The organism is Sphingobacteriaceae bacterium (genome assembly GCA_016715905.1).
Taxonomy (GTDB): Bacteria; Bacteroidota; Bacteroidia; order B-17B0; family Aurantibacillaceae; genus Aurantibacillus.
Genome location: JADJXI010000005.1, coordinates 244,039 through 265,092, shown reverse-complemented (window position 1 = coordinate 265,092; position 21,054 = coordinate 244,039). Strand labels below are relative to the sequence as shown.

Genomic DNA, 21,054 nt, shown 5'->3' with positions numbered 1-21,054 from the left:
TTGCCTTTAGCTTGAGCGCTCAGCTATTCAAGATTAAATCTTTATTGGTTTCTGTGTTTATATTGGGGTATTCATAAACGTTTTAGCACCTAGAACACGCTTAAAAAATCACAAATTTTAGCCATTTAAGCGTTAAAATTCACTACCTTTAAAAGTCGCAAATTATGAGCAGGAAGAGCCTATTACTTATATTATTATTGGGGTTTAAACTTATTTTAAATGCTCAGTTTAATTACGGCCATCAAATGGATTTTGGCAAAAACAGAATTCAGCTTCAAAAATTTGTTTGGACGTATTACGACTTTGAAAGATACCGTGTGTATTTTTACCAGGGAGGGAATGAAATTGCGAAATATGTTTCCGTATCCGCAAACCGACAAATTCCTATTTTAGAGAAACGTCTGGATCATCAAGTTGATGATAAAATAAATATCATCGTTTATAATAATCAAGAGGATTTTAAACAAAGTAATTTAGGATTGAGCAGCGAAGAGCAAAGTAACACCGGTGGCGTTACCCGAATAATTGGCGATAAAGTTAGCGTATTTTATAACGGTTCGCAGTCTGATTTAGACAGACAAGTTTGTGCCGCATTAGCCGAATTGATGGTAAACCAGGTGCTTTATTCAGGAAATACGCGCGATATGATCCGAAATTCTACCCTACTCAATTTACCCGAATGGTTCACCGCCGGACTCGTAAAGTGGTTATCAGAAGGATGGACTTCTTATAGTGATAACTTACTTTATGACGCACTTAAAAATAATCATTTCAGCAATTTTAATAAATTAACCGGTAAGCAAGCGGCCAATGCAGGACACGCGCTTTGGTATTTCATTGTGGATACTTACGGAGAATCACAAATACCTTCTCTGTTATACATGACCAAAATTTATCGTTCCCCCGATCATGGTTTTACCTGGGTATTGGGTACTTCACAAAGCAATTTGGTATATGATTTAATTGATGCGCAAAACAGACATCTATTTATGTTTAAAGATTCTACCCGAAGATCTCCGATCAGAAACAACAGCATCATTAAAAAATATAAAGAAAGCAAACATTATTACCAACCCAGAGTAAATGGTGATGCCACTCAAATAGTTTATGCAACCAATGAACTTAATCAACTTCGAGTGTACTTAAAAGATGTTGAAGGTAAAAAGCAAAAACGTATTTTAAAATACGGTCCAAAAGTTGAACAGTTGGACGATTACAATTACCCCTTGTTGGAATGGCACCCCAACAACAAAATTGTAGCCATGGTGTATGAAAGAAGAAATCAACTCATTTTGCACACTTATGATACAGAAACAAAAGAAGTAGTAAAAAGAAACTTACCCGGCTTTGAAAAAATAAACAGTTTTTCTTTTAGCCCCGATGGGAAAAAATTAGCATTAAGCGGAATTAAAAAAGGGAAAGGACAATCTGATATTTTTGTATTTTCATTAAACAGCAGCGGAATTGAACAACTAACCAATGATATTTGGGATGATAATCATCCGGTTTTTGTAAAGGGAAATAAATATTTGGTTTTTGAAAGTAACAGACAAAACGACACTATAAATGCAAAAGACGACGCTAATTATTTTGTCAAAATAAAAAGAAACAAAGATTTGTTTATGGCTAAATATCCTTTCACTTCCAAAGTATTAGTGAGAGTAACCAATACCCCTGAGACCAATGAAACCAAAGCACAAATTTACAAGAACAACTCGGTTACTTATTTAGGTGATAAAAACGGAATATATAACCGATACATTGCTGAATTTGACAGCAGTATAGCTTATGTAGACACCACAGAACACTATCGTTATTTTTTCAATTCAAAGCCGGTTACTAATTTCGACAGAAACATTTTAGATCAGCAAATCAACACCAAAGGAACTCATGTAACTGAGGCTATAACTTCCAAAGGAAAAGACATGCTTCTTCTGAGTACACTACCCGAACTCACCGCAGTTAATCAAAAAGAACCCGTAAATACCTGGTACAAATACGCTCCGCGGCCTATTATCATGGACCCTCAGGATTACATTGAATTAAAACCTTCAGAAGTGCGGACTCCGGAAAAAAATGAAACCGGTAAAAATAACAATGGAATAGATTTTGACAATTACACTTTTGCAGGAGAAAATGCCCCGAATGCTAAAAATAAAAATGAGAATAACGGTTCAGATAATATATCAAATGCCGATTCGTTAAGAAAAAAGCACGGCAGCAATGCATTCCGATTTCCCATTCAAAAAAACTATTATACGTCATTTTACAGTGATTATGTAGTTACCCAATTCGATAATTCCTTTCTTGCAAATAATTATCAGTTTTTTGCCGGAGGGGGTTCTCCCGTTTATTTAAATCCGGGCTTTAACTTTCTGACTAAAATTGGTATCAGTGATTTATTTGAAGACCAGCGAATCACAGGCGGATTCAGAATAAACCCATCCCTGGATAACGAGTTTATGCTAAGCTGGGAACAAAGAAAAAAATTATTCGACCATCAAATATTAGTAGACCGTCAAACCTTTGCCAGAGTTCCGGTGCTTACTGATTTTGCAGAAAATATTTTTGCTAAAATTAATACCCATATTGTAAAATATTCGGTTAAATACCCTTTTAATCCCGTTTCAGCCACGCGACTTTCTATCATGTATAGAAACGATAAGGCAAACTTTTTATCCAACGGTGATTTAACTTTGCCCGTTAAACCTGTTTTTCAGAATATGGCCGGTGTGCGTTTAGAATATATTTTTGATAACACCCGAAAAGTGATGTTGAATATTTTTAACGGCTGGCGTTTAAAAGTATGGACCGAATATTGGGGGTTTTATGACACCACCCGAAGAAATTTATTTACTTCCGGATTTGATATCAGGCATTATCAAAAAGTACACCGCCAAATCACATTCTGTAACCGATTTGCCGGAGGTAACTCCTTAGGAACCGATCGTTTAATATTTTATTTAGGCGGAGTAGATAATTGGTTGAATCCAAATTTCAATAACAACATTAATATTGTGAAGCCTGAGCAATACGGATTTCAAACTTTAGCCACAAATATGCGTGGATTTAATCAAAACATCCGTAATGGAAATAACTTCTTAGTTTACAACTCTGAATTAAGAATACCTATCATTCGATATTTCACTAATAGAAATCTAAGATCTGATTTCTTAAACAATTTTCAGGTTTGTCTTTTTGGAGATTTAGGAATGGCCTGGTACGGCACTAATCCACTAAGTGATGACAATGTACGAAATGTAAAATCGTATTACCAGGAAGGTACGGGCGTTATAATTACGGTAGTGGATCCAAAGAATCCATTAGTAGGCGGTTATGGATTTGGTATTCGATCAAGATTATTAGGTTATTTCTGTCGTTTAGATTTTGGATGGGGAGTTGATGCCTTTCAGGTTCAAAAAAGAATAGTTAATTTTTCACTGGCCACCGATTTCTAATGAATGAACTCGTAATACTTCTTATCGTTGGATTAATTGCCGGTTTTTTTAGTGGCTTAGTTGGCATAGGCGGGGGAATCATTATCGTGCCGGTATTGGTTTACTTTTTAAATATGGATCAGAAGATGGCACAAGGCACAACCTTGTTCATGTTTTTATTTCCCATTGGCATTTTAGGCGTTTATAATTATTACAAAGGCGGTTATGTGGATTATAAAAATGCCCTTATTATTGGCTTAACCTTTGTATTGGGCAGTTATTTAGGAAGTAAATTGGTAATTGGTATTGACACCAAAATCGTAAAACAAATTTTCGGAGCCATGTTGGTGGTAGTTGGTATAAAAATGTTGATGAATAAATAATGAGTAAAAACAAAATAAAAGAATTAGCTAAATCTTTATTTCCGAAAATTCTGGAGATACGCAGACATATACATGCCCACCCCGAACTTTCTTTTCAAGAATTTAAAACTTCTGAATTTATTCAAAAACATTTAACAGAAGCCGGCATTCCTTTTACTACCGGACATGTTAAAACCGGAATCATAGCAATAATAAAAGGGAAAAATCCGGATAAAAAAACCATATTGCTTCGAGGAGACATGGATGCACTTCCTATTCAGGAAAAAAATAAAGTAAGTTATTGTTCTACAATTGACGGAGTGATGCATGCTTGCGGACACGATGTACATAGCAGTTGTGTTTTGGGTGCCGCTATAATTTTAAATCAATTAAAAGATGAATTTGAGGGTACAATAAAAATAGTTTTTCAACCCGGAGAAGAAGTATTGCCCGGTGGGGCAAAGTTAATGATTGAAGAAGGTCTTTTAGAAAATCCAAAAGTAGATAAGGCCATTGCCTTGCATGTTTATCCAAGTATGGAAGCCGGAAAAGTTGGATTCAGAAAAGGAATGTATATGGCCTCAACCGATGAACTTTACATTACCGTAAACGGAAAAGGCGGACATGCGGCCATGGTCAATGAATATGTAAATCCTTTATTAATCGCTTCCGAACTTTTACTGGAAATTAATATTGCGTTTATGCACGCACACAGCCTAAAAGGAACTCCCGGTGAAAATATTCCAACCGTAGTGGCTTTCGGAAAAATTGAAGGACAAGGAGCAACCAATATTATTCCTAATGAAGTGAAAATTGCCGGCACCATGCGAACCATGAATGAAGAGTGGAGAAATGAAATACACAACCGATTAAAAAAAATAGTGCAGGATAAATCAGAATTATACGGCATTACTTCAGAAATAAAAATTGAAAAAGGTTATCCCTTTTTGGTGAATGATGAAAATTTCACAGAAGATTGCATGACTAACGCCATTGATTATTTAGGTAAAAATAATGTAGAAGAACTTCCCTTAAGAATGACTGCCGAAGATTTTGCTTTTATCACCCAAAAAGTTTCCAGCTGTTTTTTCCGCTTAGGAACCGGAAATCAAAAAAAAGGAATTAATTCAGGCGTACACACCGCCACCTTTGATATAGATGAAAGTGCTTTGGAATGTGGAACAGGATTACTCGCTAATCTGGCTTTCCAGGAAATGAATAAATAATTATTTCCCCGTATTTTCCTTTGCAATAGTGATGTAAACCGGAAAGTGATCACTGTATCCGCCGATATACGATCCACCCGCGTACGTTCTGTTCGGATATCCTTTAAAATTTCCGTAATCGCTCTTTAAAAATGATTTATTAAATATTCTCACTTTGTAATATTGCCAAGATTCATAATTACCAGAAACCCAAGCGTCACTCAATAAAGTTTGATCAAATAAATTCCAACTATCTCCCCAAGCCAAACTTCCTATTCCTTCTTTAAATGGAGTTTCCATCGGATTAAAATATTTATTGGAATCTCGCTTTTTTAAATCACCATATGTTTTTACCACTTCTTTCACACTCATATTATTTGGATCATCGTTTAAATCACCCATAATAATTACTTTGTTTTTTGGATTCAAAGCTGTAATGCTATCCGCAATATGCCTCGACACTCGAGCGGCCTCGTTTCTGTTTGGTCGACTACCCTGTTCCCCTCCTCTTCTGGATGGCCAGTGATTTACTAAAACAGTTAGAGGCTCCCCAACAAAAGAACCACTAACCACTAATATATCTCTGGTTTTATGGGCTGTATCTGTAACCACTTTAACATGATACGATACAGCTTTGATTACTTTAAAATAATTAGGATTATAAATAAAAGAAGGATCAACACCCCGAGCATCCGGTCCTTCAATATGAACGATCTGATAATTGCGGGATGCTATTCTTTTTGATTTTACTAAATCTTCAACTACGCTTTTATTTTCAATTTCACACAACCCTAAAATGGCTAATCCGTCGGGCGACGCATCGGTTCCCATCATGGCAATCACTTCTGCCAAGCGATCAATTTTAGTCCAGTATCTTTTTCCATTCCACGCATTCGTTCCAACCGGAGTAAATTCCTCATCATTTTTCCATTGGTCATTTAAGGTGTCGTATAAATTTTCCACGTTCCAAAAACCAATATTGGCTATATAGTACTTTTTACTTTTATCTAATTTCTGTGCTTCGGTAGGAATAGCAATTAAAAGTAAAAGAGAAAAAATTAAGCTTAATTTGTTCATTTGCATAACGCCAAAAGTAATAAATTAAAAATACACATGCTTAATTCGAGTTCAATACAAAGCAAATTCTACATCAATTTAAATTGTAATAATATTATTTTTTGTTAATATTTAGTTAACAACCCCAGTATCCTAAAGTCCTATATTTGATTCGCAAATTGACCTTGGAGTGAAAACCCTTGAAGAAAGATAAATTGGTTCTCAATTATTTTTTCCGAAGCCGCTCGCTAATTAAACTGAAAGTCAACAATGAAATCACATAAATTATTAATAGCTGTTTTGGTGTTATTTTCCATAACTACTATTGCACAGGAAGAACCTGTAAAAAGCGGAATTGACTCTACGCATATCCACGACTTGCAAAATGACAGCAATTCTACAAAATTCAACATACCTATATTTAGCACTTCAGGTGGCGATGTAGATGCTGATTTAGAACAACAGGATGTATCGTCTTTACTTTCTTCGAGCAGAGATGTTTTTTTACAATTTGCCAGTTTTCAGTTTGGCGCTTCACGTTACAGAACCAGAGGATATATGGCCGAAAATCAACAGGTCATGATTAACGGAGTAAATGTAAACAATGTAGAAACCGGATTCAGTTCATGGAGCAATTGGGGCGGCTTAAATGATGTTACTCGATATGTAGAAACCAGATTCGGAAATTTTAGTAATCGATTAGGATTTTCAGGCGCAGGAGGCTACATTAATATTGAGTCCAAGGCTTCTTCATTTCGGAAGGGAACCAGAGTATCTTATGCCAATTCTAATAGAATATATGGGCATCGGGTAATGCTCACGCACTCAACCGGCATGATGCAAAATGGATGGGCTGTTACAGCCAGTGCATCTTCCCGTTACGGAAATCAAGTTTATATTCCGGGCACCTATTTTAATGCAAGCGCTTTTTATTTATCGGTAGATAAAAACATAAACGATAAACACCTAATCAGCTTTACCGGATTTGGTGCGCCAATTGAGCAAGGACGTTCCAGCGCAGCGCAATTAGAAGCTTATCGTTTAACCGGAACTAATTATTATAATGATTCCTGGGGATATCAAAACGGAAAAGTGCGCAATGCTTCTGTTAAAAAAGTAAACCGACCCATGCTCATGTTGTCACACATCAATAAAATATCGAGCACAGCGCGCATGACCACTTCCTTATTTTATAATTTCGGTAAATCCGGTTTAACAGGATTAAACTTTAACGATGCGCAAAATCCAAGAGCTACATACTATAGATATTTGCCAAGTTTTTATTATTTAACCGGCGATAATGCAACCGGTGATGCCTTAACCTATAAATGGGAAAATAATATTGATGGTATACAGCAAATAAACTGGGATAATTTAATTGCATTGAATAAAGCCAATTTATATTCTGAACCCGGCGTTATAAATACTACAGAAACCAGAGCCCGCTACATATTAGAGAATAGAGAAGAGAAATTAAAAAATGCCGGTTTTAATGTGGTATATAATGAATGGATGGGAAATATTTTTTTAAGTGTAGGCGCTAATGGAAATATTTACAGAAACAGAAGATACAAAACGGCTGAAGATTTGTTGGGCGCCAGTTTTTGGTTGGATGTTGATCAGTTTGCGGAGAATTTGGGAGTTGACCCTAATGTTATTCAAAATGATATTGATAATCCAAACCGAAAAATTCGACAAGGTGAGAAATACGGATATGATTACTCCACCAATATAAATAAAGGAGAAATTTGGGCACAGGGAGAATATACCATGAAAAATGTGGATGCCTATTTAGGTTTCTCATTCACTAAATCTCAAATTTGGAGGGAAGGTTTTATGGCCAACGGAAAATTCCCAACCACCAGCAAAGGAAAAAGTGATGTGATGGATTTTAACAACGTTGGCGTAAAAGGAGGTTTAACTTATAAAGTAAGCGGCCGTCACTTTTTAACGGTTAATGCTTCCTTCCTAACACGTGCCCCTGAAGCTGCTAATATTTTTATTTCACCAAGAGTAAGAAATGATTTGGTTAAAGGTATTACACAAGAAGAAGTTATAAGTTCTGATTTTAATTACCTTATTAAATATCCAAACTTTAAATTCAGATTTACTGCTTATTCCACATCCATCAATAATCAAACCTGGGTAAGAACGTATTGGCACGATAGTTATAACAACAACGTAAATTTAATTATGACGGATGTGGATCAAAAACATCAGGGCATTGAAATTGGCGTAGAAAAAACTTTATTTACCGCACATCGATTACAAGCAGCGTTTGGTTATGGACAGTTTTTATACAATAGTCGCCCCGTTTTACAAGCCTGGCAGGATAACAATGCCACTGAAATTTTTAAAGAACGCACAACTTACTTAAAAAATTATAAAATTGGCGGTGCTCCGCAAATGGTTACCGGGGTTGGTTACAGTTACAACGGTAAAAAATTCTGGTTCGCCGGTATTAATTTTAATTTTATTGATGAGATATATATTGAACCAAATCCCGACAAAAGAACAGCTGAATCCGGCGGAAAATTTCAAACCAATGAGTTAGAACAAGCCGATTTAGTTATCGGACAAGAACAATTACCAAGCTATTATACGGTAAATTTAAATGCCGGAAAATCTTTCCGTATCAGCAAAAAATATTATTTGCGCTTTAATGGCAGTATAAATAACTTATTAAATAACAAAAATATCATCACCGGTGGCTACGAACAATTGCGTTGGGATACCACCATATTAGATCAATTTCCAAATAAATATTATTATATGACCGGTATTACCTATATGGTTATTGTTAACTTCTCATTTTAAAATAAAAAATAACAGCAATGAAAAAATATATTTTATATCCAACTCTAATTCTTACGGGAATAGTGCTATTTACGTTTTGTAAAAAAGAATACGACCACCCTCCTCTAAAAAACGTTAACGCTTCAGCTCAGTTAACCGTGGCCCAACTCAAGGCTCGTGTTCCAGCATCTTCCACATTTTATAAATTCGGAATGGGCGATACTAATTTATATGGCACGGTTTTAGCCGACGAAACCAGTGGAAATATTTATAAGCAAACTTTTATCATGGACGATAACGGAGGTGCGATTCAACTCAATATGCAATTTACAGGTGGTTTTGCGGTAGGAGATAAAATTCGAATTAATCTAAACGGACTTTATTTAGTAAACGCAAATAACATGATTTATATTGATTCCGTTGATATAGGCAAATCTGTAGTAAAACAATCATCCGGCAATATTGTAACTCCAAAAGTTGTAACTATTACCGAAATATTAGCAGGAAGCGTTCCCTCAAACTCCAATAGTTTACAATCTCAATTAGTAAGAATAGATAATGCTGAATTTGTAGAAAAAGGAATGCCCTTTGCCGATGCAATTGGTAAAGCATCACTAAACAGAACTTTAAAAGTTTGTGGCGGTACAAATTCCGTAACAGTAAGAACTAGTGGTTATGCCAATTTCGCTGCCAAACCAATTCCATCCGGCTCAGGGTATATGGTGGCCATCGTTACTCAATACAATTCAACTATGCAATTAACCATTCGTGATTATCAGGAAATACAAATGAATGCGGCCGGTTGTCCCCCCCCTTCATTTACCCTGGCCCCACCGGTAGCTTCATTGAATGAAAATTTTTCGAGCATAGGTTCTTCAAACTCCACTTTCACTACGAATGGCTGGATGAATTACGCCAGCATTGGAAATGCACTTTGGAAAACCAACATTAACGGTGCACTTAAAGCCATGAAAGCTTCCGCCTTTAATAGCGGCGATGCCAATAACGAAATGTATTTTATTTCTCCACCAATTATTTATACGCCAACAATGACTTTGTCCTTTAAAACAGCATTTGGCTTTTGGGATAGTGGCCATCCGAATGCTATTACGGCTTTAGTTTCAACTGATTTTACTGGAAACAATGCCAATACAGCAAATTGGACTCCGGTTGTTGGAGCCGTTTATGCCGCAGGTACGGGTAGCTTTTACCCGAATGCCACCACTAATTCCGGTGTTTTAACCCTTAGCAACACCAGCATTCTAAACGGTTACTCCGGAAATTTCTTCGTAGCTTTCAAATATACCGGCAGCACAACCTATAATTCCGATATTTATGTAGACGATGTAATTGTTCAATAAAACTCAGTTTCTAATTCTAAACCCGGTTAATCACCGGGTTTTTTTATTCACAAAAAATCGTACTTGTTTAAAAGTAGATTTTTAAGACTAAAGAGAGCTTTGTAACTTCATCACTTATGGCGAAAAGTGCAGATAAGGAAACCCCCCTCATGAAACAATACAATAGCATTAAGGCGAAGTATCCCGATGCTATTTTACTCTTCAGGGTTGGTGATTTTTATGAGACTTTTGGGGAAGATGCAATCAAAACCTCAAAAATTGTAGGTATTGTTTTAACCCGAAGAGCAAATGGTGCCGCTTCACATATCGAATTGGCCGGTTTCCCACATCACTCACTCGATTCTTATTTACCTAAATTAGTACGTGCCGGATACCGCGTTGCCATTTGCGATCAGTTGGAAGATCCCAAAATGGTGAAGGGAATTGTGAAAAGAGGAATCACCGAAATGGTAACTCCCGGCATCAGTTTCAATGATAAAATTTTGGATCATGCTCAAAATAATTTTTTGGCCTCCCTTTATTTAGACGGACAGATGGCCGGATTATCGCTTTGCGATGTTTCAACCGGAGAATTTTTAGTAGCCGAAGGAAATATATCCTATATCGAAAAATTAATTCAGAATTTTAAACCCGGGGAAATTCTTTTTGAAAAAAATAAAAAAGTTTTATTAAATGATTTGTTGGGTGAGAAGTTTTATTTATTCGGTTTAGAAGATTGGGCCTTTACTTTCGATTTCGGAAAGGAAAAATTATTAAATCAGTTTGAAACACTTTCCTTAAAAGGATTTGGTATTGAAGAAAAAACATTAGCCATTACTTCCTGCGGAGCTTTATTGCATTATCTTGGAGAAACCAAACACGATAAATTAAAACATATTAATAAAGTAAGTCGTGTTGAAGAAGATGATTATGTTTGGCTGGATAAATTCACCATTCGGAATTTAGAATTGTACGGTGCAAATCACGAAAACGGAAACAATTTGGTAAATGTAATCGACAAAACAAATAGTCCGATGGGATCACGTCTTTTAAAAAGATGGATTGCCCTACCCCTAAAAAATATAGAAAAGATTAATGAAAGATTAGAAGTAGTTGAATATTTTAAAAATAATGAAGAAGAACGCCAAAAATTAGTTGATTTGTTAAAAGAAGTGGGTGATTTAGAAAGATTGATTTCTAAAACCGCTGCTTTGCGCGTTAATCCCCGGGAATTAGCACACTTGAAAAGAGCATTGGAAATTATTGCAGAATTGAAAGCCATTGCGAGTACATCCAATAATTTACAGGTTCAAAAAATCGGAAATCAATTAGAACTTTGTGCTGAAGCCAAAATTAAATTGGAAAATGAATTACATCCGGAAGCACCAAACAATCCCTTAAAAGGGAATGTAATTAATAAAGGAGTTCATCCCGAATTGGATGAATTAAGAAACATTTCTTTCAGCGGAAAAGATTATTTATTACAGATTCAGAAAAGAGAAATTGAAAATACAGGAATCTCTTCTCTTAAGATTGCATACAACAACGTGTATGGGTATTATTTAGAAGTAACTCATGCGCACAAAGACAAAGTGCCGGCAGATTGGATGCGGAAGCAAACACTAACCACTGCCGAACGTTATATTACACCTGAATTAAAAACCTACGAAGAAAAAATATTAGGCGCAGAAGAGAAGATTTTAAAATTGGAGCAAGATTTATATTTGCAGCTACTGGAGTCGCTTACACCTTATATTGTTTCCATTCAAAAAAATGCTGCACTTATTGCAAAGCTCGATGTATTGAGCGGTTTTGCGCAATTAGCCAATGAAAATAATTACAGCAAACCAGAGTTCAATGAAGGATTCGCTATTGATATTATCGAAGGTAGACATCCGGTTATAGAAAAACAATTACCGGCGGGAACTGAATATGTAAGTAATTCCGTTTATCTGGACAATGATTCCTGCCAAATCATGATGATTACCGGTCCGAATATGAGTGGAAAATCAGCGCTCCTACGTCAAACTGCACTCATTGTTTTACTCGCGCAAATCGGTTGTTATGTGCCGGCTGAAAAAGCGGCTATGGGAATTACCGATAAAATATTCACTCGTGTAGGTGCAACCGATAATATCAGTTCCGGTGAATCTACTTTTATGGTAGAAATGAATGAAACGGCCAGTATTTTAAACAACCTGAGTAAACGCAGTTTGATTTTACTAGATGAAATTGGAAGGGGAACTTCTACTTACGATGGCATTTCCATTGCCTGGAGTATTGCCGAATATATTCACAATCAACCCGAGAAGAGAGCCCGTACTTTGTTTGCCACACATTATCACGAATTAAATGAAATGCAAACTTATTTTCCGAGAATAAAAAACTACAATGTTTCGGTGAAAGAAAGCAATCATAAAATAATTTTTTTACGCAAGCTCATGGAAGGTGGTAGCGAACACAGTTTTGGTATACATGTGGCTAAACTCGCAGGTATGCCTAATGTTGTAGTTGCACGTGCCGGGGAAATTTTGAAAAAATTAGAAAAAGAACATGAATTAGAACCCGCCGGAGAACATGAAATGCACCTGAGTAAAAATTCAAAAACGAATTCTGAGTTGGAAAATATTCAGATGAGTTTATATCAGCTGAATGATCCGGTATTAGAACAAATTAAAGCCGATATTTTAAAAACCGACATCAATACACTCACACCCGTTGAAGCTTTATTTAAACTGAATGAAATAAAAAAATTGGTGGGTGGATAAAATAATGCTCGTGAAAAAGAAATTTATCTGGTTCCTCTTATGTAACAAATAGTATTGAGGTTAAAGTTTATTTGAAATAAAAAGCTTCAAGAAAGTTAATTTTCTTTGTTGTAAAATTCTTTCTCATCACTACTATGATACTCATTTATAATTTGTTGAAGTCTTATACAAAAATCAGTCATCGTTTTTATTTCTCCAATAGTAGCTGCATGTTCTCTATCCATCACAATTACGCCACCTTTACCGTCTGCTTCAATATGGTAAGGATGATTACATTCAAAAAACAATAACAACTCTTCAGAAAATAAATTTTTTAGTTGTTTTCTCCTCTTACCTCTTAAGACAAATCTGCTACTAAAGTCTCGGTGCGCATTAATTTCAATTTCTTTGCTATATGCTAAAAAACTCAAGCGTTCAAATAAATCTTTTTTCTCCAACGTAAAAGCAGGAATACTTAAGGGAACTTTTATGTAAACAATGGTACTGTGCACGTCTTCTCGTGCAATAAAGGCTCCTTCAGAATATTCAATATCAAACAACATCAAATTACTATTCGCATTGGCTAAAGTATTGAAATAATAACTTGCTTGTCTTCTTTGAAAATAATGAAAATGGTTTAAAAAAGAAACGTCATTGTTAATTTCTGGTACGAATGTCCAGTGCAATTCATTTGTAAATTCTTCTAATAATTTAATACGCTTACTTTGTCTTGCATCAACGTCAATGAAAGGCACAAATTGTAACACCCTTCTTAAAGCAAACGGATGCGAAGTGCTTGTGTGTTTCGATTCAATTCCAATTAATTTAAATTCAACATCATTTATGCCAAATTTATCTTCATACATGTTTAAACTTTCAAGCACCGTATGATCCACAAATTTACATTGTTTAAAATCAACTATTATTTCTTTAGAGTCGCCAATTTTATCAATCGCATTTTTTAAGCGGAAAAAATTTAAAAACGAGCAATAATATTTCACAGTAATTAAAATTCTATTGCCCTCTAGCTCATGAATACTAATATTGTTCGTGAATAAATATCTAAAGAACAAAACAAAACTTTTTGCTAAAATCACATGGATGAGAAGTGTAGCCAAAGTCCCAATTAATATTCCACTTATTAAATTCGTTGTGAGTGTACTAACCAGTGTTATAAGAAAGATAATAAATTGAGGTCTCCCAATTTTAAACATTTTAATAAACACATTAGGCGATGCTAATTTATAACCTGTTGCTACCAAAATTGCAGCTAAAGCTGGATACGGAATATGTTTTAATTGTTCTTGAAATAAAAAAATAAACAGTAATAAAAAAATAGCGTGAAATAAATTTGCAAATTTATTAGTGCCGCCATTATTCACGTTAACAGAACTTCTCGCAATGACAGTAACAACATTTAGCCCACCTAAAAAACCAGAAACAATAGTTGCAATACCCAATGCTCTTAATTCTTTATCCGTGCTAGAATGTCGCTTTTTAGGGTCTAGTTTATCAATTGCTTTTATGCTTAATATAGATTCGATACTTGCGATTAAGGTAATTGAAAGCACAGCCAAAATAAATGTGTAATTAGTTATTTTGGAAAAATTAGGTTTCGGGAAATTGCTTAGGGCATCATTTGGAATATTGAGTAAGTATTTAGCTTCAAGCGGATGCTCAAGGTTTGGTTGACTTTGAATATAATAAGCAAAAGAAACAGAAATTATAACGATCCACATAGGTGCGGGTACTAAATGGAAATATTTATTTCTTAGGGTTGAGTAAAAAAACATGATGGCCAAGCTCAAAAGGCCTGCGGTTGCTGGAGCTCGTAAATTTTCGTTTGTAAAAACACGAACGAGACTTTCTGGAATTTTCGCTAGTAAATGCAGCGTGTTTCCATGAGAATCTAAGTTGCCCAGCATGATATGGGCTTGTTTGCTTATTATAATAATACCTATGGCAGAAAGCATTCCTTGTAAAGCCGGCGCGGAAAAAAAATTGCCAATGTTTCCGATTTTAATAAAAGATAAAATAGTAATTATCACACCAGAAAAAATAATTGCTGCTAAAGCGTATAAGTAACCCTCTTGTAAATTTCCATTACCTAAAACGGTTATGGCTCCTAAAACTGCAACTACCAGGCCATTGCCGGGACCAGTGATGGTTACGTTTCCTCCACCTAATACAGAAACAATAATTCCGCCAACTATTGCAGAAATTACTCCTGAAATAGGTGGTGCGCCAGAGGCAATTGCTAATCCCAAACCAAGAGGTAAAGCCACCAATGAAACTACAAAGCCTGCAAATAAATTAGTAGGAATTGACTTAAAAAGAGCTATAGTTGAACGTTTTGACACTTAGCTAAATATACTAAATGTGCTCGAGAAATTTTATTTTAAAATTGACCTTATTAATTGTAAAATCGGATGGATTGAGGCTAGATTCATTCGTAATTAAATATATAAAATAAAAAAAACTGTAAACAAAAAAATCAGAGTTCGAAACTTCGCTCTCGCTTTGTTTCTCGCTCTGATTTTTGTACCCGAAAACTTCACTATATCGAACTTTTTGGAAGGAATAAGGGCTATTTATGAATTCCAGAAAAGTATCTTAAATAAAGATCGATAATTGTTAATTGAAAAATTAATCGAAAAAAATCCAAAAGTTAATTTACTATTTTTTAATTACTTCAATGAATAAACTGAAAAGTATAAATGTGAAGGAAAAGAAGAGGAGAAAATCTCCAATATTTCTAATAATGTTTGTTATAGCTGATAGCCCCTAATAATTTATAACCCCTTTTAATGTGGAGTCTTTATTTCTTAAATCTAGTCCACCTTCATAAACAGATTTTAAGTTTACAAGAAAAAAAGACCAACCCCGGTCACATCCAAGCCGAATTCCTTGTTTAGATTCATCGTCTTTTGGGATATTTTTTTGTGTTAGTTCTACTATAACATTCTCGTTTTGCGCGGACAAGGTAATGTCGACTATGCAATTGCCCGCAAAGGTGAATTGGATGAAATCCTTACCGTTTACTTCAATAATTTTACCATATTCAGTGATATCATATAAATACCAATTCCATTCATAAGTAAATCCGTTCTCTATAGACTTATCTTTGGCTATTGGTTTTTTATTAAGATCATAAAAACTTGCTTTGCTTAAAAACCATTTTTCAATTTCTGAAGCTTTTGTCCACGCATTATAAATAGAAGGGAGCTTTGCCTTTATTGCTATTTTTCTTGTAAACGTTGTCCAGTCAAAATCTTTCATTTTATTTTGGCTTCGTATTATTTATAAAACTGAAGATAAAGTATACAAAAGTAATAATGAGAAAAACTATATTCACTGGCCTTGCAAATGGCGGAGCCCCTTCCGGCCAAATTTGCCCTAATAAAACTATTGAGTTTAGAATTAAAATTATAAATAAAATTATCTTCTTTTGTTTTTTCACAGAGTTTGAGGCTAGGTAATTATTTTTTTAGCTTAATATCAATGTTTAAAATTCGCTTATTGTTTAAGGCAATTTGGTTTATAATATACTTTTTGTACACCTCTTTGTTTTTACTTTTGTTAGCCATTTTTAGCTGATCGCTTAAATAGTTACCGTATTTTTTAAGTCCTTCTTTTTGAAAGGTTAATAGTTTTTGTGTTAAGGTTTTTTTATGATTTGAAATCGGCATGGTTTTATTCCTTAATTATTTTTTTAGTTGAATTACCAATTTTAACAATATAAATTCCAACGGAAAAGTCAGAAATATCTATCACCTGATTTTTCATATTAATTTTTCCATTCATTAATAATTTCCCAGTCATATCTAAAACAGCATATTCTTGCCCTACAATTTTTTCATCTCCATTTATATTTACTAAGTGCTTTGTAGGATTTGGATATAAATTAATTTGCGAGTCAAAATTATTTTTTTCATTCAATCCAACCGTTGAACCGCTCAAGTAAACTTTCCAATATTGACTTGGGCCTGGATTAAAACAATCTTTATATGAACCCGTTCCTTGACACACAACCACTAAATCTAATTTGCCATCTCCGTCCATATCCATTGGCGACCACCCTTGATTCCCTGAATCAAAAGTGCCTTGTTCGCTAAAGACATTAAAACCAAAATTATGGCCAGAAAGTAGCATTCCCCCAGCTGGCAATGACCAATTAATAAAATTTGTCTGAAATCCTGTGCCTGCATTCAAATGTACTTTCCAGTATTGACCTGGACCTGGATTGAAACAATCACGATAAGTGCCTGTACCCTGACTAGTAATAACAAAATCTGTTTTTCCATCTCCATCAATATCAGAAATTATCCAACCTTGATTATTAATATCATAAGTTCCATTATAAGCAATACTATTATAACCATAATTATGACCTGATAAGAATTGGCCGCCTGTTGGTAAAGACCAATTTATTGCAGTGTTGGAAAAGCCCGAACCGTTATTTTGATAAACTTTCCAGTACGAGTTAGAGTTTGGGCTAAAACAGTCTTTATACGTTCCGGTTCCTTCACAAACAAGAACCATCTCTGGTTTCTTATCTCCATCCATGTCAACTAAGCTCCATCCCTGATCGGAAATATTTGCTGTTCCACCATAAGAAATTGCATTAAAACCATAATCATGTCCAGATAAATAGTTTCCGGCGTATGACGGCAATGTCCAATTCGTAGCAGTAGTTGCAAATCCGCTTCCGGTATTTAAATACACTTTCCAATACGGATTTGCACCCGGAGCAAAACAATCCCTATAAACACCTGTTCCTTCACATACAACGACTATATCCGGTTTACTATCCCCGTTAACATCCATTGTACTCCATCCTTGATCAAATTGAGCCGGGGAGCCGCTACCGGCAATTGCATTCAACCCATATTCATGTCCACTTAAAAATTGTCCAGTAAAAGGAGGTAATACCCAATTTATAGCAGTAGGCGAGAAGCCGCTGCCTGTATTTAAATGAACTTTCCAATATGGATTTGCACCCGGGGCAAAACAATCTCGGTAAATGCCGGTTCCTTCACAAATAATTATTAAGTCGGGTTTACCATCACCATTTATATCCATTGTTGTCCAACCTTGATCAAATTGACTAGGTGAACCAATATCCGAAAGTGAATTAAATCCATAATCATGGCCACTAAGAAATTTGCCAGCATTAGGTGGTAGTAGCCAATTTATTGCAGTGTTTGAGTAGCTAACGCCAGTATTTAAATATACCATCCAAAACGGATTGGCTCCTGGATTAAAAGAATCTTTATAGGTACCATTACCTTGACTGGTTATTACCAAATCCGGCTTACCATCTCCATTCATATCAATAGAAGACCAACCTTGATTCGCATTATCATAAGAGCCGACATCATTTAAAGCATTGAAACCATAATTGTGCCCACCTAAATTTTTCCCACCTTGAGGAAGAGACCAATTTATTGATGTAGTTAGAAACCCTTGTGATCGTAGGTTGGGATGAATTAAAAATAAAAGAAGAATAGATATGGAAATTACCTTTTTTTTGTTCTTAATGATTATATTCATAATTGTTAGTTTAATAAAGATTATTTTTTTTGGTTTATTTTTTTAAACATCCGCAGTATACTTCCCTTTTATCACCTATACCGCTTAAGTGAACTTCTTTATATATAATTTGGCTATTTTTTATTTATTTGCATTTTCACAAAGCATTTCTACTGTATTATACGCCTCATCTAGAAACATTTTGCCGTAGCTTTTTCCGTCATAAGTTTGTGTAATAAGTCCGCCATATAAAAAGCATTTCCCGTTTTTATCTTTATATACTACTTGTATTGAAATGCTTTTCTTCAGTGGTATGCCTAAACCATTCTTATAAACTTCCCACTTACCATCAACAGCTGTGCGCAATGGAGTGCCAAATTCGTCTCGTTTGAATTCTTTATTTACAATAGAAGTGAAATTAGCATCGGCATATGCGCCTTTCTTGACTCTAATTTGATCAAGCCCACGACGATTAGCTTGTTCTCTAGCCTTTTTAAAATATTCTTTTGCTTCATCTGTTATAACCAATCGAATTGAATTCGAATAATATTCTCCCAAAGACCGTATACTAAACTGTACATTATATGTTCCATTAGGCAATTTTTCAAGCTCTTTAAAATATTCTGAATATTCGGAGTGCTTAGGTTCATTCATAGACTCAATACTTGGGAATAAATCATAATATCCATAAGGTTTATCACCTTCCATTTTGTTAATAACCGGAATTACAATTTTTATTTCATTAATGTTCTCATTGTCAAATTTCAATTTAAAAGTTGTTGATGGTATCCCTTCCTTTCCACCCAATTCACTTGTTTGAATGCCTCTTAGGAAGTAACTGGCCTTACCAGGAAAATAAAACGCTGCATAAAGTGCCTTACCATTTTCCCATGTTGTTGCATATTTGAGCCCGGATTCACCACCTGGAGTGATTTTTTGATTGAAAAGCAATAGTTTAAAAAAATGTTCCTTTTGAAAGGCATCTGCCGGTATCTTTTGTAGAATTTTATTGTAATTTGAATTCACCTTATCAGCAATCGCTACAAGTTCCGGTAGGCCAGGTGAAATAAACACAGCTCCATCATAGAAATTTTTTGCGGTTTTCGCGCACTTGTACTGTACTGCCAAATCAGAATCATCTGAATATTCAATCATTTGATTAATGACAGGTATCAATTCACGCTTTATATAATTTGGATATTCAGCTTTGTAGCTGGAAATATCATTAAAGTTTCCGAAACGCCACTGATCATTTGCTTGTTTTGATAAGTTAATGTATTCATTCAGAAGGTTATTGGTTTTATCAAAATTGTCAGGTAGAATACCTTGGATCATTTTTTCACTTTCAATATAAAGCTCAGGGTACTTTTTTTCCTTTACTATTGGAAATAGCCCACCCATCTTGGGTTCCATTTTCAATAATTCACTTTTTATTTCATCAATTCTTTTTTTAGCCTCTTTATTTGCGTTTATTTGCTCGGCTGTAGCATCGTTTCCCGGATTAGATTTTTGACCATTTTCACTGGTTGTATTTTCAGATTTATTAGTGTTATTCTCTGCTTTTTCGTTTTTCGTTTTCAGTTTATTTTTCAATCCACCAATGCTTATTTGCGCGTTGGAAACATTGCACATTATAAGCAATGCAATAATTGACATGATTTTTTTCATTAGAAATGATTGTTATGGGTTCGATACCAAAAATAAACTAAATTCGTTTAAGCTTACTAAGCGATTAGTATTTGGTGACTTGGATTAGTATTCGGAGAAATCAGGAGGTAAATGCTGTTTTGGTAAAAATAATGCACAAGGATAAACGTCCATTAGGTATTTGTCTCAGTGTTTTTTGTCCTTAGCCGTGTCATGGGGATTGTCTTATTACCGCTTAATATTTTGTCAATATATTTATCGGTAGGCAAAAGGGATGCCTGAATACGCCTTGCATAGCGTATACTACTGAGAATGTCGTTGTTTTTTTCTTCGAGGTCTAATTTTAATTTTTCTATGGTCTCAAGTTGCTTTTTTGTGAATTTATTCCAAAAGAACTGCCCCTCAATAATTGTATAAATAAGATTAATTAAAAAAAGGAAATGAATATTCCGTGCAATATATTTTACTGCTGGAAAAGAGTTGGGATCTAAAGGATAAATGCTAAAATAAGTAAGTCCAAGAATATTCATTGATAAATAAAAGAAGTAAACTTTAAGATAATTCTTCTTGGTTAAATGAAGCCCAAAGTATTTAATTTTTAAATTTTCCATAGCGCCTGTGACAAGGCCAGCAAATTTAGCATTATGCTTTAGTAGAATAGAGTTTTTTAAGCCCCCAAACGAGTGTCGTTATAGCAGAAAGTCCGATTAAAATTCTCAGGAAATCTGTCCCTATGGTTCTTTCGTCACCCATTACTATTTGAATAATGTCTTTACCTACTGTCCCGTTTAAAACTGAGTTCATGGCACCGAACACGGTTAAGACTAAGCAAACTGTAAAAACTGTTTTCATAATTGTGTGTTTTTAATTGTCCTACTTGTTTGGCTTTTCGGTGTCACCCCTTGTTATTGGGTTTGATACCAAAAATAAAT

Annotated in this window: 14 protein-coding genes; 6 read left to right on the top strand and 8 right to left on the bottom strand. The window is 34.8% G+C overall.

What is annotated here, in order from left to right; genetic code table 11:
• Nucleotides 1-164: 164 nt before the first annotated feature.
• The 3 genes from IPM51_08995 to IPM51_08985 are packed head-to-tail and all read left to right on the top strand — an operon-like array spanning nt 165 to nt 5,025.
• A complete protein-coding gene (locus IPM51_08995) occupies nt 165-3,458 on the top strand; it encodes a PD40 domain-containing protein (GenBank protein ID MBK9284443.1) in 3,294 nt (1,097 codons plus the stop codon).
• Nucleotides 3,458-3,820 carry a sulfite exporter TauE/SafE family protein gene (locus tag IPM51_08990; GenBank protein ID MBK9284442.1) on the top strand — a complete coding sequence of 121 codons (363 nt, stop codon included), beginning with the start codon at nt 3,458-3,460 and terminating at the stop codon, nt 3,818-3,820. The genes IPM51_08995 and IPM51_08990 overlap by 1 nt, the downstream gene beginning before the upstream one ends.
• Nucleotides 3,820-5,025: an amidohydrolase gene (locus tag IPM51_08985; protein MBK9284441.1), complete on the top strand. Its 1,206-nt coding sequence runs from the start codon at nt 3,820-3,822 to the stop codon at nt 5,023-5,025. The genes IPM51_08990 and IPM51_08985 overlap by 1 nt, the downstream gene beginning before the upstream one ends.
• Here IPM51_08985 and IPM51_08980 read toward each other — a convergent pair whose 3' ends face one another.
• Nucleotides 5,026-6,081, bottom strand: a complete 1,056-nt coding sequence (locus IPM51_08980; protein MBK9284440.1) for an endonuclease/exonuclease/phosphatase family protein — start codon at nt 6,079-6,081, stop codon at nt 5,026-5,028.
• Nucleotides 6,082-6,330: 249 nt separating this feature from the next.
• Between IPM51_08980 and IPM51_08975 the strand changes: the two genes are divergently transcribed.
• The 3 genes from IPM51_08975 (at nt 6,331) to mutS (ending at nt 12,964) form a co-directional block, all read left to right on the top strand.
• The gene (locus IPM51_08975) at nt 6,331-8,877 is read left to right on the top strand and encodes a hypothetical protein (protein MBK9284439.1); all 2,547 of its coding nucleotides are present in this window, start codon (nt 6,331-6,333) and stop codon (nt 8,875-8,877) included.
• Between the two features lie 17 nt (nt 8,878-8,894).
• Nucleotides 8,895-10,217 carry a choice-of-anchor J domain-containing protein gene (locus IPM51_08970; GenBank protein MBK9284438.1) on the top strand — a complete coding sequence of 441 codons (1,323 nt, stop codon included), beginning with the start codon at nt 8,895-8,897 and terminating at the stop codon, nt 10,215-10,217.
• 116 nt (nt 10,218-10,333) lie between these two features.
• Nucleotides 10,334-12,964, top strand: coding sequence for a DNA mismatch repair protein MutS (gene mutS / locus IPM51_08965; protein MBK9284437.1), 2,631 nt, complete (start codon nt 10,334-10,336; stop codon nt 12,962-12,964).
• A gap of 95 nt (nt 12,965-13,059) precedes the next feature.
• Here the strand turns inward: mutS and IPM51_08960 are convergent, their stop codons facing one another.
• The 7 genes from IPM51_08960 to IPM51_08930 all read right to left on the bottom strand — a co-directional run bounded on the left by IPM51_08960 (nt 13,060) and on the right by IPM51_08930 (nt 20,974).
• On the bottom strand, nt 13,060-15,303 hold the full coding sequence (locus tag IPM51_08960; GenBank protein MBK9284436.1) for a SulP family inorganic anion transporter: 2,244 nt from the start codon (nt 15,301-15,303) through the stop codon (nt 13,060-13,062).
• A gap of 424 nt (nt 15,304-15,727) precedes the next feature.
• Nucleotides 15,728-16,222: an SRPBCC domain-containing protein gene (locus IPM51_08955; GenBank protein ID MBK9284435.1), complete on the bottom strand. Its 495-nt coding sequence runs from the start codon at nt 16,220-16,222 to the stop codon at nt 15,728-15,730.
• Between the two features lie 200 nt (nt 16,223-16,422).
• Nucleotides 16,423-16,632, bottom strand: coding sequence for a hypothetical protein (locus IPM51_08950; GenBank protein ID MBK9284434.1), 210 nt, complete (start codon nt 16,630-16,632; stop codon nt 16,423-16,425).
• 4 nt (nt 16,633-16,636) lie between these two features.
• Nucleotides 16,637-18,496: a T9SS type A sorting domain-containing protein gene (locus tag IPM51_08945; GenBank protein MBK9284433.1), complete on the bottom strand. Its 1,860-nt coding sequence runs from the start codon at nt 18,494-18,496 to the stop codon at nt 16,637-16,639.
• A 120-nt stretch (nt 18,497-18,616) separates the two neighbouring features.
• Nucleotides 18,617-20,143, bottom strand: coding sequence for a hypothetical protein (locus tag IPM51_08940; protein MBK9284432.1), 1,527 nt, complete (start codon nt 20,141-20,143; stop codon nt 18,617-18,619).
• A gap of 152 nt (nt 20,144-20,295) precedes the next feature.
• The gene (locus IPM51_08935) at nt 20,296-20,733 is read right to left on the bottom strand and encodes a hypothetical protein (protein MBK9284431.1); all 438 of its coding nucleotides are present in this window, start codon (nt 20,731-20,733) and stop codon (nt 20,296-20,298) included.
• Nucleotides 20,734-20,764: 31 nt separating this feature from the next.
• Complete coding sequence (locus tag IPM51_08930) at nt 20,765-20,974, bottom strand: DUF378 domain-containing protein (protein ID MBK9284430.1); 210 nt, start codon at nt 20,972-20,974, stop codon at nt 20,765-20,767.
• Nucleotides 20,975-21,054 lie beyond the last annotated feature (80 nt).

What these genes read in the sequence shown, in the direction of transcription:
- IPM51_08995 (MBK9284443.1), top strand. Translation starts at nt 165, where the DNA reads ATGAGCAGGAAGAGCCTATTACTTATATTATTATTGGGGTTTAAACTT.
- IPM51_08990 (MBK9284442.1), top strand. Translation starts at nt 3,458, where the DNA reads ATGAATGAACTCGTAATACTTCTTATCGTTGGATTAATTGCCGGTTTT.
- IPM51_08985 (MBK9284441.1), top strand. Translation starts at nt 3,820, where the DNA reads ATGAGTAAAAACAAAATAAAAGAATTAGCTAAATCTTTATTTCCGAAA.
- IPM51_08980 (MBK9284440.1), bottom strand. Translation starts at nt 6,081, where the DNA reads ATGAACAAATTAAGCTTAATTTTTTCTCTTTTACTTTTAATTGCTATT.
- IPM51_08975 (MBK9284439.1), top strand. Translation starts at nt 6,331, where the DNA reads ATGAAATCACATAAATTATTAATAGCTGTTTTGGTGTTATTTTCCATA.
- IPM51_08970 (MBK9284438.1), top strand. Translation starts at nt 8,895, where the DNA reads ATGAAAAAATATATTTTATATCCAACTCTAATTCTTACGGGAATAGTG.
- mutS (MBK9284437.1), top strand. Translation starts at nt 10,334, where the DNA reads ATGGCGAAAAGTGCAGATAAGGAAACCCCCCTCATGAAACAATACAAT.
- IPM51_08955 (MBK9284435.1), bottom strand. Translation starts at nt 16,222, where the DNA reads ATGAAAGATTTTGACTGGACAACGTTTACAAGAAAAATAGCAATAAAG.
- IPM51_08950 (MBK9284434.1), bottom strand. Translation starts at nt 16,632, where the DNA reads ATGCCGATTTCAAATCATAAAAAAACCTTAACACAAAAACTATTAACC.
- IPM51_08945 (MBK9284433.1), bottom strand. Translation starts at nt 18,496, where the DNA reads ATGAATATAATCATTAAGAACAAAAAAAAGGTAATTTCCATATCTATT.
- IPM51_08940 (MBK9284432.1), bottom strand. Translation starts at nt 20,143, where the DNA reads ATGAAAAAAATCATGTCAATTATTGCATTGCTTATAATGTGCAATGTT.
- IPM51_08935 (MBK9284431.1), bottom strand. Translation starts at nt 20,733, where the DNA reads ATGGAAAATTTAAAAATTAAATACTTTGGGCTTCATTTAACCAAGAAG.
- IPM51_08930 (MBK9284430.1), bottom strand. Translation starts at nt 20,974, where the DNA reads ATGAAAACAGTTTTTACAGTTTGCTTAGTCTTAACCGTGTTCGGTGCC.